The organism is Paracoccus albus (assembly GCF_027913035.1).
In the GTDB taxonomy this organism is placed as follows: Bacteria; Pseudomonadota; Alphaproteobacteria; order Rhodobacterales; family Rhodobacteraceae; genus Paracoccus; species Paracoccus albus.
This window is the reverse complement of sequence record NZ_CP115775.1, coordinates 2,261,589-2,279,460: the sequence shown is the minus strand read 5'-3', so window position 1 is coordinate 2,279,460 and position 17,872 is coordinate 2,261,589. Positions and strand designations below refer to the sequence as shown.

General features: G+C 60.0%; 18 protein-coding genes. 10 read left to right on the top strand and 8 right to left on the bottom strand.

Translation table 11 applies throughout. The annotated features are described in order from the left end of the window. Positions 1-202 precede the first annotated feature (202 nt). The gene (locus tag PAF20_RS11415; protein ID WP_271070759.1) at positions 203-628 is read right to left on the bottom strand and encodes a VOC family protein; all 426 of its coding nucleotides are present in this window, start codon (positions 626-628) and stop codon (positions 203-205) included. Between the two features lie 139 nt (positions 629-767). Between PAF20_RS11415 and PAF20_RS11410 the strand changes: the two genes are divergently transcribed. The 3 genes from PAF20_RS11410 to PAF20_RS11400 all read left to right on the top strand — a co-directional run bounded on the left by PAF20_RS11410 (position 768) and on the right by PAF20_RS11400 (position 3,271). After that, positions 768-1,598 carry a thymidylate synthase gene (locus PAF20_RS11410; protein ID WP_271070758.1) on the top strand — a complete coding sequence of 277 codons (831 nt, stop codon included), beginning with the start codon at positions 768-770 and terminating at the stop codon, positions 1,596-1,598. Next, entirely contained in the window at positions 1,598-2,104 is a 507-nt protein-coding gene (locus tag PAF20_RS11405; protein WP_271070757.1) for a dihydrofolate reductase, read from the top strand. The genes PAF20_RS11410 and PAF20_RS11405 overlap by 1 nt, the downstream gene beginning before the upstream one ends. A 168-nt stretch (positions 2,105-2,272) precedes the next feature. Beyond that, positions 2,273-3,271: a M23 family metallopeptidase gene (locus PAF20_RS11400; RefSeq protein WP_271070756.1), complete on the top strand. Its 999-nt coding sequence runs from the start codon at positions 2,273-2,275 to the stop codon at positions 3,269-3,271. A 10-nt stretch (positions 3,272-3,281) separates the two neighbouring features. On the opposite strand, the gene PAF20_RS11395 is transcribed toward PAF20_RS11400, so the two are convergent. The 6 genes from PAF20_RS11395 to PAF20_RS11370 all read right to left on the bottom strand — a co-directional run bounded on the left by PAF20_RS11395 (position 3,282) and on the right by PAF20_RS11370 (position 8,417). Continuing rightward, positions 3,282-4,142, bottom strand: coding sequence for an alpha/beta fold hydrolase (locus PAF20_RS11395; RefSeq protein ID WP_271070755.1), 861 nt, complete (start codon positions 4,140-4,142; stop codon positions 3,282-3,284). Between the two features lie 13 nt (positions 4,143-4,155). Then, positions 4,156-4,944, bottom strand: coding sequence for an enoyl-ACP reductase FabI (locus tag PAF20_RS11390; protein ID WP_271070754.1), 789 nt, complete (start codon positions 4,942-4,944; stop codon positions 4,156-4,158). A gap of 7 nt (positions 4,945-4,951) precedes the next feature. Continuing rightward, positions 4,952-6,181 (bottom strand): beta-ketoacyl-ACP synthase I, encoded by a 1,230-nt coding sequence (gene fabB / locus PAF20_RS11385; RefSeq protein ID WP_271070753.1) that lies wholly within the window; start codon positions 6,179-6,181, stop codon positions 4,952-4,954. Positions 6,182-6,349: 168 nt separating this feature from the next. Further along, positions 6,350-6,859, bottom strand: coding sequence for a bifunctional 3-hydroxydecanoyl-ACP dehydratase/trans-2-decenoyl-ACP isomerase (gene fabA / locus PAF20_RS11380; protein WP_271070752.1), 510 nt, complete (start codon positions 6,857-6,859; stop codon positions 6,350-6,352). Positions 6,860-6,945: 86 nt separating this feature from the next. Continuing rightward, positions 6,946-7,806 carry a hypothetical protein gene (locus PAF20_RS11375; protein WP_271070751.1) on the bottom strand — a complete coding sequence of 287 codons (861 nt, stop codon included), beginning with the start codon at positions 7,804-7,806 and terminating at the stop codon, positions 6,946-6,948. Next, positions 7,806-8,417 (bottom strand): hypothetical protein, encoded by a 612-nt coding sequence (locus PAF20_RS11370; protein WP_271070750.1) that lies wholly within the window; start codon positions 8,415-8,417, stop codon positions 7,806-7,808. The genes PAF20_RS11375 and PAF20_RS11370 overlap by 1 nt, the downstream gene beginning before the upstream one ends. A gap of 200 nt (positions 8,418-8,617) precedes the next feature. Between PAF20_RS11370 and infC the strand changes: the two genes are divergently transcribed. From infC to PAF20_RS11345, 5 genes are read left to right on the top strand one after another with little or no spacing between them, the layout of a single operon-like run. Continuing rightward, positions 8,618-9,223 (top strand): translation initiation factor IF-3, encoded by a 606-nt coding sequence (gene infC / locus PAF20_RS11365; protein ID WP_434802957.1) that lies wholly within the window; start codon positions 8,618-8,620, stop codon positions 9,221-9,223. A 50-nt stretch (positions 9,224-9,273) separates the two neighbouring features. Continuing rightward, on the top strand, positions 9,274-9,729 hold the full coding sequence (gene dut / locus PAF20_RS11360; protein ID WP_271070749.1) for a dUTP diphosphatase: 456 nt from the start codon (positions 9,274-9,276) through the stop codon (positions 9,727-9,729). A gap of 2 nt (positions 9,730-9,731) precedes the next feature. Further along, complete coding sequence (locus tag PAF20_RS11355) at positions 9,732-10,829, top strand: HesA/MoeB/ThiF family protein (RefSeq protein WP_353620588.1); 1,098 nt, start codon at positions 9,732-9,734, stop codon at positions 10,827-10,829. 23 nt (positions 10,830-10,852) lie between these two features. Beyond that, positions 10,853-12,877 (top strand): M3 family metallopeptidase, encoded by a 2,025-nt coding sequence (locus tag PAF20_RS11350; RefSeq protein ID WP_271070748.1) that lies wholly within the window; start codon positions 10,853-10,855, stop codon positions 12,875-12,877. Positions 12,878-12,910: 33 nt separating this feature from the next. Further along, positions 12,911-13,363, top strand: a complete 453-nt coding sequence (locus PAF20_RS11345; RefSeq protein ID WP_271070747.1) for a hypothetical protein — start codon at positions 12,911-12,913, stop codon at positions 13,361-13,363. A 52-nt stretch (positions 13,364-13,415) separates the two neighbouring features. On the opposite strand, the gene selD is transcribed toward PAF20_RS11345, so the two are convergent. Then, on the bottom strand, positions 13,416-14,441 hold the full coding sequence (gene selD, locus PAF20_RS11340) for a selenide, water dikinase SelD (protein WP_271070746.1): 1,026 nt from the start codon (positions 14,439-14,441) through the stop codon (positions 13,416-13,418). A gap of 108 nt (positions 14,442-14,549) precedes the next feature. On the opposite strand from selD, the gene PAF20_RS11335 reads away from it, so the two are divergent. Continuing rightward, positions 14,550-17,093 carry a putative PEP-binding protein gene (locus PAF20_RS11335; RefSeq protein ID WP_271070745.1) on the top strand — a complete coding sequence of 848 codons (2,544 nt, stop codon included), beginning with the start codon at positions 14,550-14,552 and terminating at the stop codon, positions 17,091-17,093. A gap of 233 nt (positions 17,094-17,326) precedes the next feature. After that, entirely contained in the window at positions 17,327-17,842 is a 516-nt protein-coding gene (locus PAF20_RS11330; RefSeq protein ID WP_271070744.1) for a cell wall hydrolase, read from the top strand. Positions 17,843-17,872 lie beyond the last annotated feature (30 nt).

Genomic DNA, 17,872 nt, shown 5'->3' with positions numbered 1-17,872 from the left:
ACATTAGAGCGCGCAGTCAGCAAGCGTAAGTGGTCGCAACCAGCGGCTTAAGCTGTAAGCTGCGCCCGCCAGAAAAGGCAGAGATAATGCCGGATCGCCCGATAAGGCGATCCCGCTTCAGCTATGCTTTGGATTCGCGGCATCCATCGCGACTGCAAATCGTCATTCGGCGATTGGTTGCGCATTTTTCAGGCCGCGAGGATCACCAGTGACCTGTGTTTTCCATGCTTGCCCAGGGCTCCTGCGGCTCAAGATGTCCGTCCTGAAGCAATTCTACCGACACGTTGTCGGGGCTGCGGACAAAGGCCATGTGGCCATCGCGCGGCGGACGATTGATCGTGACGCCCGCATCCATCAGCTTCTGGCACATGTCATAGATATTATCGACACGATAAGCCAAATGTCCGAAGTGCCGGCTGTCGGACGGCAGCCCATCGTCGCCGTCCCAGTTATAGGTCAGCTCGACCGGACATTCTTCCTGACCGGGAGGGGCCATGAACACAAGCGTGAAACGGCCCTGATCGTTTTCGATCCGCCGTGTCTCTTCAAGCCCCAGCAGTCGGTAAAACTCCATGGATTTCTCAAGATCCTTCACGCGGACCATCGTATGCAGATAGCGTAGCGGCATGGGAATGTCCTTCCGTTTGGCGTTGCGTGGGCGAACTTTGCACGGGGCGGGACGGGGGGCAATATCGGATTCCCGGCTTGAGATGACAAGCCACGGACGGTATCGAGCATATATCGACATATGCGAGTGGAGGCGTGCCATGCGTCAATATCTGGATGCACTTCGGCTGGTTCGCGATAAGGGAACGGTCTCGACCGACCGGACCGGCACAGGCACGATTTCCTATTTCGGTATGCAGTGCCGTTATGACCTGTCCGAGGGCTTTCCGCTGGTCACGACGAAGAAGCTCCACCTGCGCTCGATCATTCATGAACTGCTGTGGTTTCTGTCGGGCGATACGAATGTCAAATACCTGCAAGACAATGGCGTCAGCATCTGGAACGAATGGGCCGACGAAGACGGCGATCTGGGCCCGATCTATGGGCATCAGTGGCGGCATTTCCCGAAGACCAGCCGCCTCGTCTCCGATGATCAGGAACCTAGGCTTCTGCTGGGCGAAGTGGACCAGATTGCCGATCTGCTTGATGCGATCCGTAACACGCCGGACAGTCGCCGCCTGATCGTATCGGCCTGGAATCCGGGCGATGTGCCAAAGATGGCACTGCCGCCGTGCCACACCCTGTGGCAGGTGCGTATCATTGGTCGCAAGATGCACCTTCAGCTCTATCAGCGCTCTGCCGATATGTTCCTTGGGGTGCCGTTCAACATCGCGTCATACGCATTGTTGCTTGTGATGCTGGCCGAGGTGACGGGCTATGAGCCCGGCGATTTCGTCCATTCCATCGGCGATGCGCATATCTATTCGAACCATCTGGAGCAGGTTGAACTGCAGCTGTCGCGCGATCCCCGCCCGCTGCCGCAACTGCGGCTGACCCGAAGGGTCGACTCTCTGTTCGATTTCCGTTTTGAGGATTTCGAGTTCCTGAACTACGATCCAGCACCCGGCATCAAGGCGCCGGTGGCCGTGTGATGCTGACCCTGATTGTCGCCCGCGCCCGCAACGGGGCCATCGGCAAGAACGGCCAGATCCCCTGGCACATCCCCGAGGACCTGGCCTTTTTCAAGCGTGAGACCCTCGGCGGCGCGATCATCATGGGCCGCCGCACATGGGAAAGCCTGCCCTACAAGCCGCTGAAAGACCGCCTGAACCTCGTCGTCACCTCGACGCTGGACCTGCCCGGCCATGCGGTGCCGAACCTCGAAACCGCGATCCAGACCGCACAGGACGCCGGATATGCCCGCATCTACGGTATCGGGGGCGAGCGCATCTATCGCGAATTGCTGCCTCGCGCGGATCGCCTGCTGATCACCGAGGTCGATACGGTAATTGACGATGCGGATGCGTTTTTCCCGGAGTTTGCGCCGGACGACTGGCTGGACTGCCAGCGGATCGCACAAAACGCTTCGGGCCATCACTTTGAGTTCCGCGAGCTTATCAGAAATTGGAAAAACAGCGAAGATCTTAGGCCGCACTAAGGCCATAGAAGTTTTTCGGCACCTCCCGCGGAAGTCAGCAGACTTCTGCGTCGGCCGCAAACCGCACTTTTTTAGCTTGTCATGACAACGTGATTAATTCGGCGGAATCTGCTGGTTAAGATCGAGGCCTCAACACCGTTAAGCAGACGACACTGATAAGGAGCGACGATGATCAAAATTCATAAGCTTGCAGCTTTAGTCATGGCCCTTTCTGTTCCGTGGACAGCGCCCCTCGCCGCACAACAGCTAGAGCTTCCGATTGACTGTCAGATTGGTCAGGATTGCTTCGTCCAGCAGTTCCCGGACATGGACCCCAGCGAAGGGGCGCAGGATCCCTTTTGCGGGAAAGCAAGCTATGACGGCCATAAAGGGCTGGATATCCGGCTGCGCTCGTTAAATGAATTGGCCCGAAATGTCGCTGTCGTCGCTGCGGCAGAGGGTGTGGTGCTAGCAGTCCGCGATGGTGAACCTGATCGGCTTGTGATTGATGAAGAAACCCGCGACGCCGTCCGCGACAAGGAATGTGGAAATGGTGTTGTTCTGCGGCACGGAAACGGGCTGGAGACACAATATTGTCACATGAAGCGCGGAAGTGTTGCGGTGCAGCCGGGTGATAAGGTGCAGGCGGGCGACAGGCTTGGTTCTGTTGGCGCATCGGGCTTGGCCCAGTTCCCGCATGTACATCTTACGGTTCGCCGCGACGGGTCAGAAGTTGACCCGTTCTCAGGTCGAAATCTCACGCGGGGGTGTGATGCTGAGGGCGACAGCGATGCATCACTTTTCGAAGAGAAATTACGATCGCAGCTGTCGACGAATGACGTCCAGATCATAGATTTCGGCCTCGCGGGCGCGCCGCTTGACTATGACCGACTTACAGTTGAAGGTGCCCCGGAAGAGCCGCGGACAACGAGTCCGGGCATCGTTGGTTGGGTCTGGGTGATAAATCTCAAACCCGCTGACATCCTGTCGATTTCCATTGTTGCACCCGATGGCACCTTATTTTCGGAAGGTGAAAGCAAGCCGCAGGATCGCCAAAAGGCCGACTTCACTTTCTACGCGGGCAGGCCGGGACAACCGCTTCCGGGGGATTACCGGGTAGAAGTCGCGGTCATCCGCAATAATAGCGAGATTATGTCCGGTACAAAAACCATTACCGTTTCCGAATAAGCGCGATTGCCTATTCTGAACTATGCGCTGCGCGTATGACTGGTGCTGTCTTGACGGCTTCGATCCACCGTCGGACAGCACCCAAACTTTCGGCCTCATCCAGCCACGGCACATGCGCCCGATCCGGCACCTCAGCATAAATCCCGTCGGGCCGCCGTCGCTGCATCTCGGCAAACGCCTCGCGCCCCAGCAAATCCGAATTCGCCCCACGGATCACGGCCACCGGCAGTCCTGCCGTCGCTTCCCATAGCGGCCAGAGGTCCGGGGCCTCTCCCTCAAACGCCGCCAGAAACGCTTCTCGCAGGGCAGGGTCGTATTTGATGCGCAACCCGTCCGGCGTTTCGTCATAATGCTTTTGCGCATCCGCCAGCCAGCGGCCCTCGGGGACATTGGCGAAGCCGGGCATGTTGGCTGGCAGCTTGGCGGCAAGTTCCTCATGCGTTTTCGAGGCCGGGTTCCGGCCGACATAGTCGAAGATCCGCTCCAGCCCCGCGCGTTCGATCACCGGGCCGACATCGTTCAGGCACAGCCCCCGCAGTCGGTCCTTGGCCACAGCTGCAAGCAGCAACCCGATCAGCCCGCCCCGAGATGTCCCAAGCACCGCTGCCTTGTCGATGCCCAGATAATTCAGCAAAGCAAGCGCGTCCTTGCCCTCTTGCGGGACGGTATAGGTGTCGGCACCGGTGTGATCCGACTGGCCACGCCCGCGATAATCCATGCGGATCATGCGAACGCCTGGCAGATGCGGCGCGACATAGTCGAAATCGGCCATGTTCCGCGTCAGCCCGGCAAGGCACAGGACCGGCAGTCCTTCGCCCTCATCCGAATAGGCCAGCTTCGCGCCGTCTTCGGCCGTGAAGAACTGCGTCATATGCGCCTCGTGGTCACAGGTTCTCGCTCTGGGGCATGCCCAGCACATGATAGCCGCCATCGACCATGATGATCTCGCCCGTAGTGGCACTGGCCCAGTCGCTGGTCAACCAGACAGCCGTGCCGCCGATCGCCTCCAGCGTCGCATTGGCGCGCATGGGCGAATTGGCGGCGGTGTGGCGATAGGTCTTCCGTGCCCCGCCGATGGCAGCGCCGGCCAGCGTTTTCATCGGGCCGGGGCTGATTGCATTCACCCGGATCCCGTCAGGGCCGAGATCATTGGCCAGATAACGTACCGAGGCTTCAAGCGCTGCCTTTGCCACGCCCATGACATTATAGAACGGCGTTACCCTGTTCGAGCCGCCATAGGTCAATGTGATGATCGAGCTACCTTCGCTCATCAGCGGGTGGGCGCGCCGGGCGACCTCGATCAGCGAGTAGCAGGATATATCCAGCGAATGTTTGAAATTGGAACGGCTGGTATCCATGAACCGGCCAGTCAGCTCGTCCTTGTTGCTGAAGGCGATGGCATGGACCAGAAAGTCCAGCTTGCCCCAGCGTTCCGTGATCTGCGCGAATGCCGCGTCCAGGCTGGCATCGTCCGTTACATCGACGTCGATCAGAAGGTCTGAGCCCACCGATTCCGCCAATGGCTTAACGCGGCCCGCGAACATGTCGCCCTGATAGGAAAAGGCCAGTTGCGCCCCTTCATCTGCCAGTGCCTTGGCGATCCCCCAGGCAATGGATCGGTCATTGGCGACCCCCATGACCAGACCGCGTTTGCCCTTCAGAAGATCGCCCATGCTAAAATCACTCCAGGAATTTCGACATCACCAGCGTCGCGTTGGTACCGCCAAAGCCAAAGCTGTTGGACAGGACCGAGTCGAATTCGACATTGTCGACGCGGGTCGTCGCGATTTCCTCTGGTTTCAGCTCGGGGTCAAGCTCAGCGACATTCGCCGATGCGGCGATGAAGCCATTCTGCATCATCAGCAACGAATAGATCGCCTCATGCACGCCCGTCGCGCCAAGCGAGTGGCCGGTCAGCGATTTGGTCGAGGCAATCGGCGGCGTCGAGCCCTCACCAAAGACGCGCCGGATCGCCTTCACCTCACCGATATCGCCAACCGGGGTCGAGGTCCCGTGAGAGTTGATATAGCTGATCTTGCGATCTTCCGGCAGCGTTGCCAGAGCCACGCGCATCGACCGCTCGCCCCCTTCGCCCGAAGGTGCGACCATGTCATAGCCGTCCGAGGTCGCGCCATATCCGGTGACTTCGGCATAGATCTTGGCGCCGCGGGCCCGCGCATGCTCCAGCTCTTCCAGAACCACGACACCGCCGCCGCCAGCGATGACAAAGCCGTCGCGGCTCACGTCATAGGGCCGGGATGCCGTTTCTGGCGTATCGTTGTATTTCGACGACATCGCACCCATCGCGTCGAACAGACAGGACAGTGTCCAGTCCAACTCTTCGCCGCCACCTGCAAAGACGATATCCTGCTTGCCCATCTGGATCTGCTCGACGCCATTGCCGATGCAATGGGCGCTCGTCGAACAGGCCGAGGTGATCGAGTAATTCACGCCCTTGATCTTGAACGGCGTGGCCAGACAGGCCGAATTGGTCGAGGACATACAGCGCGTGACCATGAACGGCCCCATTCGCTTGGGTGAACCCTTCTCGATAACGATCTGATGCGCATCGAAGAAATTGCTGGTGGATGGACCACCCGAACCCATGATCAGGCCGGATCGCGGGTTGGAGACGTCGCTTTCTTCCAGCCCGGAATCGGCAATGGCCTGTTCCATTGCGATAAAATTATATGCCGCACCGGGACCCATGAAGCGCAGGTTGCGCTTGTCGATGTGGTCTTCAAGCTTGATTTGCGGCATTCCGTGGACTTGGCTGCGGAAGCCATGTTCAGCATATTCAGGCGCAAACACGATGCCCGATTTGCCCGCTTTCAGGCTTTCGGTCACCTCTGACGCATTGTTTCCGATGGGCGAGACGATACCCAGCCCGGTGATGACGACGCGGCGCATGCACGCTCCTCTTCCCGTTCGTTCAAAGGGGGAATCCCCGTTTGTCCCAAAGTTAATCGCGCACCATGAAGCGCACAACCCCGCAGAAGGTCGCAGCTTTTTCGTTCTTTGGTGCTGAAATACCTCGGGGGTGCGGGGGCAGCGCCCCCGCGGGCGATACAGCCGCGCTCAGCTTTCTGATAGCGCGACCTTCATATCCTTGACCTGATAGATGACCTCTCCGTCAGCTTCGACGGTGCCGTCGGCCACGCCCATCGTCAGGCGACGGGTCTGTACGGCCTTGGTAAAGTCGACCTTGTAGGTCAGCAGCTTGCGGTCCGGACGGACCATGCCGGTCAGCTTGACCTCGCCAACGCCCAGGGCATAGCCGCGCCCCTTCCAGCCGCGCCAGCCAAGGTTGAAACCGGTCAGCTGCCACAGCCCGTCAAGGCCAAGGCAGCCGGGCATGATCGGGTTGCCGGGAAAATGGCACTCAAAGAACCACAGGTCCGGACGAATCTCGAATTCGGCTGTGATGTGGCCCTTGCCATGCGCGCCGCCGTCTTCGGAGACATCGGTGATGCGGTCCATCATCAGCATCGGCGGCTCTGGCAGTTGCGCATTGCCGGGACCAAAAAGTTCGCCGCGCGCGCAGGCCAAAAGGTCGTCTTTGTCGAACTGTGTCTTCTGCATTGCCATGCCTGGTCACACTTTCCTGTCGGGGCGGTGGTTTTCACATTGACGCGACGTCTATCACCTGCCGATGCGTCCACGCAAGCACAGGCTCAGAACCACTGACCCGGCTCCATCAGGCCCAGATCCATAAGCTGCTGTGCGCTCCATTCGAACGGGGTTGAGTTCCGCCAGCGGAAATCGGTGATCTCATCGCGAGAGCCAGGGTTGCAGGCAAGCGCCTTCGCCACCCGGAACGATGCGACAGCGGCGGTAAGGTTATGATGCCAGGGGCAGGAATAGGTGTTATATTCCTCATCGTCGAAGCGATGATCAACATGCAGGGTCAAGCCCGGCTTGGCCCGGAACAACGCGATCCGGTCGATGCGTCGGCGGTTTTCGGGGATATGTTCCTCATAGCGCCACCGCAGACCGCCGTGAAAGTCCAGCTGGCGTTCCAGATAGTCGCCCTGCGCGTTTTTTCTGCCAAGTGCGTAATAGCCGGTCTGGTCGAACATTGCGTCATCAAGATCGACCGCGTTCGGGTGCGTGGTCAGATCGGGCGCATACAGATCGACGACATAAGTCAGCATCGAGGCGCGCCGCTCTTCGGTGTGGAAGGTCAGCATCTCTCCGACCCGACGCGATTCCGAGAAGGGAAAGAACAGATATTCTGCGTTGTAGCCGTAATATAGCCATGTGCCTGGCTTGACGGCCTCATTGATCTGATTGACAGCCCGGACATGCGCGTCAGAGCGCCGGGCGTCGAAGATAAGATTGCGGGTGTTGGGTGTCGTGAAGCCATGCGGCAGCGGCTCTGGCGACAGCGCCAGCACAAGCCGAAAGCCGGCATATTCGGCATGGCGCAGGGTCGACGCGACCTCGGTCTGATCCTCGCAAATGATGATTGCGATCGGGCCGGTGGCCAGTTCGGTGGGTTTTCCTGCCAGATAGTCCTGAAGTGAAATGCCCATCAGAACAGCTGCTCTATTCGGTTGATATAAAGCGCGGGGTCAAAAGGCTCCGCTGCCGTCTCGGTATCGGTTTCTGCGGGCGCAGCGACCTGCTCCGTCGCTTCTGCAGCATCGCCGGACACAGGCGCGGGCGCTGAAGACGATCTTTCGGCGTCGTCAGCGTCTTGAAGGATCGCTTCAATCTCTGCGACGATATCTGCGCGTGCCTGGGTGATCATCGGATCATCACTCGGCGGCAGGGCGGATATCGCCGCACGAATCGATGGGGCCGAGAACGCCTGAACAGTCATGAAAGGCGAAAGCGCCTCTGCCAGTTCTTCCTGTGCGGCCTGTTGTGCCAGCATCTGTGCCCGCTCGGCCGCTTCTTCCTCGGCGCGTGCATCTGCGGCTGCAATGGCGGCCTCAGCGACGGATTCTGTTTCCTGCGCCATCTGAGAGCCCGTCTCTGGCGGCAATTCCGCGTCCTGCGGTGCCGGGGTCTGAACAGGCTCGACAGCTACTTCCGGCTCTTCCCGTGTAGGCGCGATATCTTCGGGCAAAGGCAAATGCGCCTCTTCCGCCGCGTCTTCGGTCTGAGCAGGCGTTGTTTCGGCAGGCTCATTTTCTGGCATCGTCTCTTCGGAAACCTCCTGTTCGGGAGGATTCACTCGAGAAAGGCCCCACCAACCCGCGCATATGACAGCGAGGGCGGCAATTATGATTGCGACTGTTCTGTTCATTCACGTCTCTCTGCCGGTTGTCTGTTTCTTGCCACATGCCTCGACTTGCGGAAACCCCGCGAATGGAACCCGAAAGTGGCGAATCTGGTTGAATAGCAGGGCGCAACTGCATAGTTTGCCGCCCATTCACTCGAATCCATAAAAGGAATCCGACCATAGCTCGTCGTCCACATAATGCGCCGCCCCCAAACCGTGACTCCGGTCCCCGAGTCAATGAACGAATTCGTGTCGCCGAAATCCGCCTGATCGGGGCGGATGGTGAAAATGTCGGCGTCGTCTCGCCCGCGCGCGGGCTGGAGATGGCGCAGGAAGCCGGTCTCGATCTTGTCGAGATCTCGCCGAACGCGACCCCGCCCGTCTGCAAGATCATGGACCTCGGCAAGTTCAAATATGAACAGCAAAAGCGCGAGGCCGAGGCGCGTAAGAAGCAGAAAATTATCGACATTAAGGAAGTGAAATTCCGTCCCGGCACCGACACGCATGACTACGACGTGAAGATGCGCAACGTGATGAAATTCCTTGAGGCCGGCGACAAGGTCAAAGTCACGCTACGCTTTCGTGGCCGTGAAATGGCGCACCAGGATCTGGGTGTGGACCTGTTGAACCGCGTCCGCGATGATGTGGGTGAAGCCGGAAAGATCGAGAATATGCCGAAGCTGGAAGGCCGGCAGATGGTCATGATGATCGCGCCGAAATAGGCTTGATCAGATAGTAAAAGGGGGCCGCCTTCGGGCGGCCTTTTCTTCGGATGGAACCAGAAATTCTTATTCTCAGAGCCGAGGGCGCGGATGCCTCGCTGCCACTGCCCGGCTACGAGACTGCTGGCGCCGCTGGCGCCGATCTGCGCGCCGATCTAGGCGGGGGGCAGATGACCCTCGCCCCGATGGAGCGGAAACTGATCCCGACGGGATTGAAGATGCAGATTCCGCCGGGGTTCGAGGTGCAGATAAGGGCCCGCTCTGGTGCTGCGCTGCGCGACGGTCTGGCGATGGTCAATGGCGTCGGCACGATCGATTCGGACTATCGCGGTCCGGTCGGTGTGATCGCGATAAATCTGTCAGATAAGCCGCTTGTCATCAGCCACGGGGATCGCGTCGCGCAAATTGTCGTCGCCCCGGTCGTGCAGGCTCGGTTCACTGAGACCGCAACGCTGGAAGAGACCGCGCGAGGCACGGGCGGCTTCGGCTCTACGGGCAGGGGGTAGGGTTGGCGCTGCTTCTGCCCCTTTGCCTGCTCAGCATTGTTGCCGCAGCGTGGCTGATGGGTTGGGGCATACTGCGCGTCCTTGCCGGGCTTTTCCTGATATGGCTGATCGTGCTGGCACTGATGCTGGCGGCGCCCGCCTCTGAATTCAAAGCGTTCGGAACGCTCGATGTGCGCAGTTGGCTGGCGCTTGGCGTGGCGTTGGGACTCGGACTCGGTTACGCCTCGCTCGTCGGGGCGATTCGGGCCCGCGTTGGCGCCAATTTGGGGGGCGCGCAAGCGGCACCCGGCATGACAGGGTCGGAAGGTGCCAGGCTGCAAGCGCCGGACTCCGAACAGGACGCGGCTGTGGAGCGTTACGCGCGCCACATTGTGCTTCGTGAAATTGGCGGACCGGGCCAGCAGAAGTTGCGCGACGCATCCGTCCTGATCGTCGGGGCAGGGGGGCTTGGTGCCCCGGCGGCGCTATATCTGGCGGGCGCGGGTGTCGGGCGCATAAATATCGCCGATCCCGATACCGTCAGCCTGTCGAACCTGCAACGCCAGATCATCTATCGCACGACTGACACAGGACGCCCCAAAGGACTGGCTGCGGCAGAGGCGCTGCGTGCGCTGAACCCGTTGATCAATGTCGAGGCAACGCGCCGCCGCATCACAGATCAGGATGAGTCCCTGATTGGTAAGTTTGATATCGTGCTCGATGGCACGGACAGCTTTTCCGAGCGCGCCGCCATTAACGCAGCCTGCGTCGCTGCGGGTGTGCCACTGATTGCGGGGGCAATATCGCAGTGGGAAGGGCAATTGGCGACCTATGATCCAAGTTCCGGCGGTCCCTGCTTCGCCTGCGTTTTCCCTGAACAACCGGCGCCGGGGCTGGCGCTGCCCTGTGCCGAGGCAGGCGTGGTTGGTCCCTTGCCGGGTGTCATCGGCTCCATGATGGCGCTTGAGGCGATCAAGTATATAACCGGTGCTGGCGAGGGCATGACCGGCAAAATGATGATCTATGATGGCCTCTATGGTGAGACGCGCAGCATCTCCGTCAAACGGCGTCCTGACTGCCCGGTCTGTTCCGGGGTGGAAGCCCGCCCACACGAGGCATAGATTTCCCGCAAAGGAGATTTGCCATGAATCGTGAACTGACCGACTGGACCGGACAATTCGGCTTGCCGCGCTTTGACCTGATCGGGGACGATGACTTTGCGCCGGCCATGAAAGCCACGCTGGCCGAAGCGGATGCAGCGATAGAGTCGATTGCCGCCAATCCCGAACCCGCAAGTTTTGAGAACACGGTCGCCGCGCTTGAAACGGCAGAGCAGCCACTGAACAATGTCTGCGCCGTGTTTTACACGCTGACCGGCGTGGCCTCCAACGACCGCCGGGAGGAGCTTAGCAGAGAGTTCGCGCCGATGCTTGCGGCACATGGCAGCAAGGTTGGTATGGATAAGAGGCTTTATGACCGTGTGGCGAAGGTCTGGGAAGGAGCCGATAATCTGGACCCGGAAGATCGGCGGATCACTGAACTTGCAATGCGCGATTTTCGCCGTTCGGGCGCAGGCCTGACTGGCATGGACCGTGACCGGATGGCTGACATCCGGTCCCGTCTTGCCGTGCTGTACACGCAGTTCGGCCAGAATGTGCTGGCGGATGAACGCGACTTCGTCATGGCCGTTGGTGATGAACAGCTTGCCGGGCTGCCCGATTGGCTGATCTCTGCAATGCGTGCCGCCGCGAAGGAACGTGGGAGCAGCGGGCAGGTTGTCACGCTGAACAGGTCGCTGATCACGCCATTCCTGGAATATTCGGATGACAGGGACCTGCGCGAGATCGCGTGGCGCGCATGGGTTGCGCGTGGTTCTGGTGAAGGGGCAGGCGGCGAAGAAACGGACAACACCGCGATTGTCGCAGAAATCCTGTCGCTGCGCCATGAACGTGCACGATTGCTGGGCTATGAAGACTTCGCGGCATACAAGCTTGAAACCGAAATGGCCGGTAGCCCAGAGCGGGTTGAGGAACTGCTGACGGAGGTATGGCAAGCCGCCGAAAAGCGCGTCGAGCAGGACAGCGCCGAACTATCAGCCATGATGCAGCAAGACGGTATCAACGCCGCGCTCGCGCCTTGGGACTGGCGCTATTATGCGGGCAGAAAGCGTCGGCAGGAGCACGATCTGGATGAGGCGGAGGTCAAGCCCTACCTCACACTCGATGCAATGCTGGCCGCTGCGTTCGATGTGTCTAACCGCTTGTTCGGACTGACATTCGAACCGTTTGAGGCACCGCTTTGGTCACCGGACGTCAGAGCATGGCGGATCATGCGCGATGGCAAGGAAATGGCCATTTTCCTCGGCGACTATTTCGCGCGACCGTCAAAGCGTTCTGGTGCGTGGTGCAGCGCATTGCGCTACCAGCATAAAATCGGCGACGGGCAGTGCGCGATTGTGGTCAATGTCTGCAACTTCACACCTCCCTCGTCAGAAGGCGCCAATGCCTTCCTTTCATGGGACGACGCAAAAACGCTGTTCCATGAATTCGGTCATGCCTTGCACCACATCCTTTCAGACGTCCGCTGGCCCTCTATTTCGGGCACATCGGTTGCGCGCGATTTCGTCGAATTGCCCAGCCAGTTGTATGAGCACTGGCTGGATCAGCCCGAAGTGCTGGATGAACACGCCCGCCATGCTGACACAAATGCGCCTTTGCCCGCCGACCTGCGTGACCGGATCATCGCGGCGGGGAACGCCGATCAGGGTTTTTCGACACTGGAATATCTTGAAAGTGCGCTCGTCGATCTGGCGTTCCACCGTGGCACTCCGCCAGCCGACCCCATGTCGAGGCAGGCAGAAATTCTGACAGGGCTGGGCGCGCCCGCTGCCATCCCGATGCGCCACGCCACCCCGCATTTTGGTCATGTCTTTTCCGGCGACGGCTATTCGGCCGGATATTACTCGTACCTCTGGTCCGAAGTTATGGACGCCGATGCGTTCGAAGCGTTCCGCGAGGCCGGGGATATTTTTGATCCTGAGACGGCCCGACGGCTTGAGGAAGAGATCTTGTCAAGGGGTGGATCAGCACCAGCTGATCAACTTTGGATCAATTTCAGGGAACGAATGCCGGGTGTTGAGCCTTTGTTGAAAGGGCGCGGCTTGATTTGAGGACCGCGGCCCCAGTCAAACAAGGAGGACAGAATGAAGCGTTTCGTTATTCTGGGTGCTGCCAGTGCCATTGCCACGTTGAGCATCGCGGCCTGTATGCCGATTGAAGAAGAGCCGATCAGCCGCGCCGAGGCTGACCTTATGGTCGAGGAAACGATTGCCCCGGCAGCGCCAGAAGAAGCCTCTGGTGTGGTCGACCCGGCAAATACGCTGAACGGCTCGTATAATCTACGCTCGACAGAGTGTGGTCAATCAGCCAGCGAAGGCGCGCTGAGCATTCAGGGCAGCCGCTTCCAGTTCTACGAATCGCAATGCACCGCTGTTGATAGCACAACCAAAGGTGATGCAGCCGAAGTTCGGCTATCTTGCGGCGGTGAAGGCCAGGCCTTCGAGCGTCTGGTTCTGCTTCGTCTGTCGCCCGGGATCCTGCAAATGGAAGAAGACGGCGTCGGCCTGCGCTATTATCGCTGCCCCGGCGCGTCCTGATTTTAATGCGTTAAGTTTACAGAAGGCGGCACCCTGGCGTGCCGCCTTTTTCCTAGACGACGATCAGACCTTCGCCCGGTTCCGCCTCGCCGATGATCGCCGCTGACGGGTGTTGTTTTCGAATTTCTGCAAGCAATTCATTTGCCCGGTCCGCCGCAACGGCAACCAGCAAACCGCCCGATGTCTGCGGGTCTGTCAGAATATCGCGCTCGGCATCCGTAATATCGTCCGGCAGTTGCACGTCAGGGCCTACTGCATCCCAGTTCCGGTCACTCGCGCCCGTCCTGTGGCCTGAGCCTGCCAAATCAGCAGCGCGAGTAAGAAGCGGGATTGAGGACCGGTCGATTTTCAGCGCGAGACCCGCACCCCGCGCCATCTCCAGCCCATGCCCCAGAATGCCGAAGCCGGTAACATCAGTGATCGCATGAACCCCGTCGTGACCTGACAGATCCTGCCCGATACGGTTCAGGGTGGTGCAGGTTTTCACCATTTCCGCAATGTCCTCGGCGGTCGCGGTGCCTTTCTTGATCGCGTTGGAATAGATACCGACGCCAACCGGCTTGGTCAGAATCAGCTTGTCGCCGGGTTGTGCGCCGCCGTTTCGCCGCACCTGTTCAGGAGAGCATATGCCAATGACTGCCAGTCCATAGATCGGCTCGGGCGCATCTATGGAATGCCCGCCGGCAATCGGGATACCGGCATCTCCACAAATTTCGGCACCACCTGCAAGAATCTGGCGGATGGTTTCTGGGCCCATCACGTTGATCGGCATCCCAAGGATCGCAAGTGCCATGATCGGTTTGCCACCCATCGCATAAATATCCGAAATCGCATTCGTTGCGGCGATCCGGCCGAAATCGCGCGGATCATCGACCATCGGCATGAAGAAATCCGTGGTCGCAATCACGCAGGTCTTGTCATCCACCTGCCAGACGGCGGCGTCATCGGATTCCGCGTTGCCCACCAGAAGCTGGGGAAACATCTGTGCGACCGGCTGATCAGTCAGCAACTCCCTCAGCACGGCCGGGCCAAGTTTGCAGCCGCAGCCGCCACCATGTGCAAGCTCTGTCAGTTTCATCGTTTTGCTTCCTTCGTGATCCAGCGGCCTTGGGATTGCGTGTTTCGTGGGTTGCACACGATCTCGCACTTGCAGCATTTGTGGGCTCATGCGTAATGTGCATTCGTAATGAATCGCGTGTTAGACCATTCCGAGCTGATTGAAATCACCCCGTCCTCGGGGGTCAAGACAACTGTGCACGGTTGGCGGGCAAAATGCCTTCAGCGCCTCGTTCGCATGGACATGCCTGTTCCGACCTCATTCGCATTGTCCGCCGAAGCGGTGCGGGCGATGGCGCAGGGCGCGACACCGCAGGCCAGCCTGCTTGGCGGGCTGTTCGAAAAAGGCGACGGCCTGGTCAGTGTGCGCCCTTCGGCGGTGATGCCGGAATGGGGCGGGCCGCAAACGGTGCTGAACGTCGGTATCAATGACGAATGCCACCGCAAGATCGTTGAAGCTCGCGGGCAAGAGGCGGCTGACGCGATATATCTCAGCTTCGTGCAATCCTACGCCGTGAACGTCGCTCGCCTCGACCCGGACATGTTTGCCGAAAGCGGAGAGGGCGCGTTGGCCCGATCACTCGATGCCTATCGTGCCGAGATGGACGAGGATTTCCCGCAGGACCCTAAGCGTCAGTTGACCGAGGTTCTGCGTTCGATGGCAAGGGCGTGGGATTCCCCGACAGCGCGGCTGTTGCGTCAGGCAAAGGGTGCGCCAGAGGATGCACCCCTCGGGCTGGTGGTGCAGGCCATGGCGCTTGCGGTCGGACCCGGCATCAGCGGTTCCGGCACCATTCAGATGATTGACAGCGTGACCGGCGTGTCGGGCATCAATGGTCGCTTCCGGGGGCAGATGCATGGCCGTCTGCGTGCCGAAGGTGCCGAGACGATGTATCTGACAAAGGATCCGCGCGGGCCTTCGCTGGAAGAAATCGCGCCGGGCGCGTTTTCGGATCTCGTTGAATATTGCCGCCTGGCACGCAGCCGTCTGCGTGATGAAATGCAGATCGAATTTGTCATCTCGGACGGCGAATTGTCGATCATCGACGCACTGCGCGTGCAGCGCTCTTCCCGTGCTGCGGTCCGGGTCGCTGTGGCCTTGGCAGAGGACGATATTATTCCGCCGGCAGAGGCAGTCATGCGGGTAGAGCCGCGCGCGCTTTCAGAGCTCATGCACTATCAGACCGACCCGCGCGCGCCACGCGATGTGATCGCGCGTGGCATTGATGCAAGCCCCGGTGCTGCCTCTGGCAAGATCGTTTTTTCTGCGACCGCCGCTCAGGCTGCTGCCGCGCGTGGCGAATCCTGCATTCTGGTGCGTCGCGAAACATCGCCCGAAGATATTCGCGGCATGCACGCGTCGGTCGCCGTCCTTACGGAACGCGGTGGCACGACCAGCCATGCCGCCGTGATCGCGCGTGGTCTGGGCTTGCCTTGTATCGTGGGTGCCCACGGCATCGCGATTGACGTCCGTTCCCGAGAGCTGCGCGTTGGTGATCGTCGTTTCCGTGAAGGTGAAGAGATAACGGTCGATGGCACCTCGGGCGAGGTCTTGGCCGGTGTGGCGGAAATGATGGAGCCGGCGCTTGACGATAGCTTCAACCGGTTGCTCGACTGGGCCGACAACTTCCGTGAACTGGGCGTCAGGGCGAACGCCGACACGCCCGAGGACGCCCGCACAGCGCGGATGTTCCGGGCGGAAGGTATCGGCCTGTGCCGGACGGAACATATGTTCTTTGACGAAATGCGTCTGCCGATCATGCGCGAGATGATCTTTGCCGACCGGCCAGAGGACAGACGCGTCGCCCTTGCGCGGCTTCTGCCAATCCAGCGTAAGGATTTTTCCGAGCTGTTCCGGATCATGGCTGGCTTGCCGGTCACGATCAGGCTGTTCGATCCGCCCTTGCACGAATTCCTGCCACAGGATCGCGAAGGCATCCGGGAGCTGGCGGAATCCCTGGACCTGCCGATTTCCGATGTGTCGCGCCGGATCGAGGCGCTGTCAGAATTCAACCCGATGCTGGGTATGCGCGGCGTGCGGCTGGGCATTACTGTCCCCGAAATCTACGACATGCAGGCGCGCGCCATTTTTGAAGCAGCGATTGCAAGCGCCACAGAAGGCGCGGCGGTCGTGCCCGAAATCATGATCCCGCTTGTCAGTGCGCGGCGCGAGGTGGAAATCGTCAAGAACCGTGTCGATTCCGTTGCTGCTGCCGTGCGGAACGAAACGGGCAGGGACTTTACCTATCGTTTGGGCGTCATGGTTGAAACGCCGCGTGCGGCGCTGCGCTCCGGCGATATTGCCCGGCATGCGGCTTTCCTGTCTTTCGGCACAAATGACCTGACGCAGATGACCTATGGGCTGTCGCGCGACGACGCGGGGCGATTCATGGGAACCTATGTTCAACAGGGCGTCTATGATGAGGACCCGTTCCACATCCTTGATATCGACGGTGTGGGGGAGTTGCTGCTGACCGGCACAAGCCGTGCGCGCGAGGCGCAGCCGGAAATCACGATAGCCGTCTGCGGAGAGCATGGTGGCAACCCGCAATCTATTGCTTTCTGTCATCGGGCCGGGCTCGACTACGTTTCCTGTTCGCCTTTCCGGGTACCCGTCGCGCGGCTTGCTGCAGCGCAGGAATCGATTCGGGCCCAAGTAAAGAAAAACGACTGATTCGGGTGGGTTGTCGCTTGCGCGCGGACCATGCCGCAAGCGCGAATTGGCGTGTTCTCGCCAGAACGGCGGAAACCTGTCGGCAAGAAACTGCCTGAATCTTCGCCAACGCCATGGAATCTGGAACCTCACGTCCTCTCGCGTAGCAGCGTTTGAAACGCTCTGTGTAGTTTCCGCGGGATTTCGCCGGCCAGCTGCCACCGGACCGGCACCCACGAACAGGAAACTGCTGAATGCCGACGCTGACCCGTAAACTGGCCGCGCTTTGTCTTAGCTTTTCGCTTGCACTGCCGGTCGCTGCCCCAACTGTGGCCCAGGCCGATCCCGCCCGCGGTCCCGAGACTGTGACCAATGCCCGCTATGGCGGTGCTGATTCCCTCGCCTGTCTAACCGAAGCACTGTATTTCGAAGCCCGTGGCGAAGGCCGCAGCGGTCAACGTGCGGTTGCCGAGGTCATTCTGAACCGTGTCGACAGTGGCGCGTTCCCGAACTCTGTCTGCGGTGTCGTGTACCAACGCGGTCAGTTCAGCTACAAAAAGGGTCGCCGGATGTCGAATGCAGCATCGGCTGCCCGTGCGCGTCAGATTGCCGCCGAGGCACTGGCCGGTGCGCCGCGTTCGCTGACCGATGGTGCGACCTACTTCCACACCACCGCCGTCAGCCCGTCCTGGTCGCGTCGGTTCACTCGCACGACCCGTATCGGCGCACATATCTTCTATCGTCAGGGCCGCCGCGTCGCATCGAACTGATGCACCGCTGATATCGCTCTGAATGCCAAG

What these genes read in the sequence shown, in the direction of transcription:
- PAF20_RS11410 (WP_271070758.1), top strand. Translation starts at nt 768, where the DNA reads ATGCGTCAATATCTGGATGCACTTCGGCTGGTTCGCGATAAGGGAACG.
- PAF20_RS11350 (WP_271070748.1), top strand. Translation starts at nt 10,853, where the DNA reads ATGAATCGTGAACTGACCGACTGGACCGGACAATTCGGCTTGCCGCGC.
- PAF20_RS11330 (WP_271070744.1), top strand. Translation starts at nt 17,327, where the DNA reads ATGCCGACGCTGACCCGTAAACTGGCCGCGCTTTGTCTTAGCTTTTCG.
- fabB (WP_271070753.1), bottom strand. Translation starts at nt 6,181, where the DNA reads ATGCGCCGCGTCGTCATCACCGGGCTGGGTATCGTCTCGCCCATCGGA.
- PAF20_RS11415 (WP_271070759.1), bottom strand. Translation starts at nt 628, where the DNA reads ATGCCGCTACGCTATCTGCATACGATGGTCCGCGTGAAGGATCTTGAG.
- PAF20_RS11345 (WP_271070747.1), top strand. Translation starts at nt 12,911, where the DNA reads ATGAAGCGTTTCGTTATTCTGGGTGCTGCCAGTGCCATTGCCACGTTG.
- PAF20_RS11395 (WP_271070755.1), bottom strand. Translation starts at nt 4,142, where the DNA reads ATGACGCAGTTCTTCACGGCCGAAGACGGCGCGAAGCTGGCCTATTCG.
- fabA (WP_271070752.1), bottom strand. Translation starts at nt 6,859, where the DNA reads ATGGCAATGCAGAAGACACAGTTCGACAAAGACGACCTTTTGGCCTGC.
- dut (WP_271070749.1), top strand. Translation starts at nt 9,274, where the DNA reads ATGGAACCAGAAATTCTTATTCTCAGAGCCGAGGGCGCGGATGCCTCG.
- PAF20_RS11370 (WP_271070750.1), bottom strand. Translation starts at nt 8,417, where the DNA reads ATGCCAGAAAATGAGCCTGCCGAAACAACGCCTGCTCAGACCGAAGAC.
- PAF20_RS11335 (WP_271070745.1), top strand. Translation starts at nt 14,550, where the DNA reads ATGAATCGCGTGTTAGACCATTCCGAGCTGATTGAAATCACCCCGTCC.
- PAF20_RS11400 (WP_271070756.1), top strand. Translation starts at nt 2,273, where the DNA reads ATGATCAAAATTCATAAGCTTGCAGCTTTAGTCATGGCCCTTTCTGTT.
- selD (WP_271070746.1), bottom strand. Translation starts at nt 14,441, where the DNA reads ATGAAACTGACAGAGCTTGCACATGGTGGCGGCTGCGGCTGCAAACTT.
- PAF20_RS11375 (WP_271070751.1), bottom strand. Translation starts at nt 7,806, where the DNA reads ATGGGCATTTCACTTCAGGACTATCTGGCAGGAAAACCCACCGAACTG.
- PAF20_RS11390 (WP_271070754.1), bottom strand. Translation starts at nt 4,944, where the DNA reads ATGGGCGATCTTCTGAAGGGCAAACGCGGTCTGGTCATGGGGGTCGCC.
- PAF20_RS11405 (WP_271070757.1), top strand. Translation starts at nt 1,598, where the DNA reads ATGCTGACCCTGATTGTCGCCCGCGCCCGCAACGGGGCCATCGGCAAG.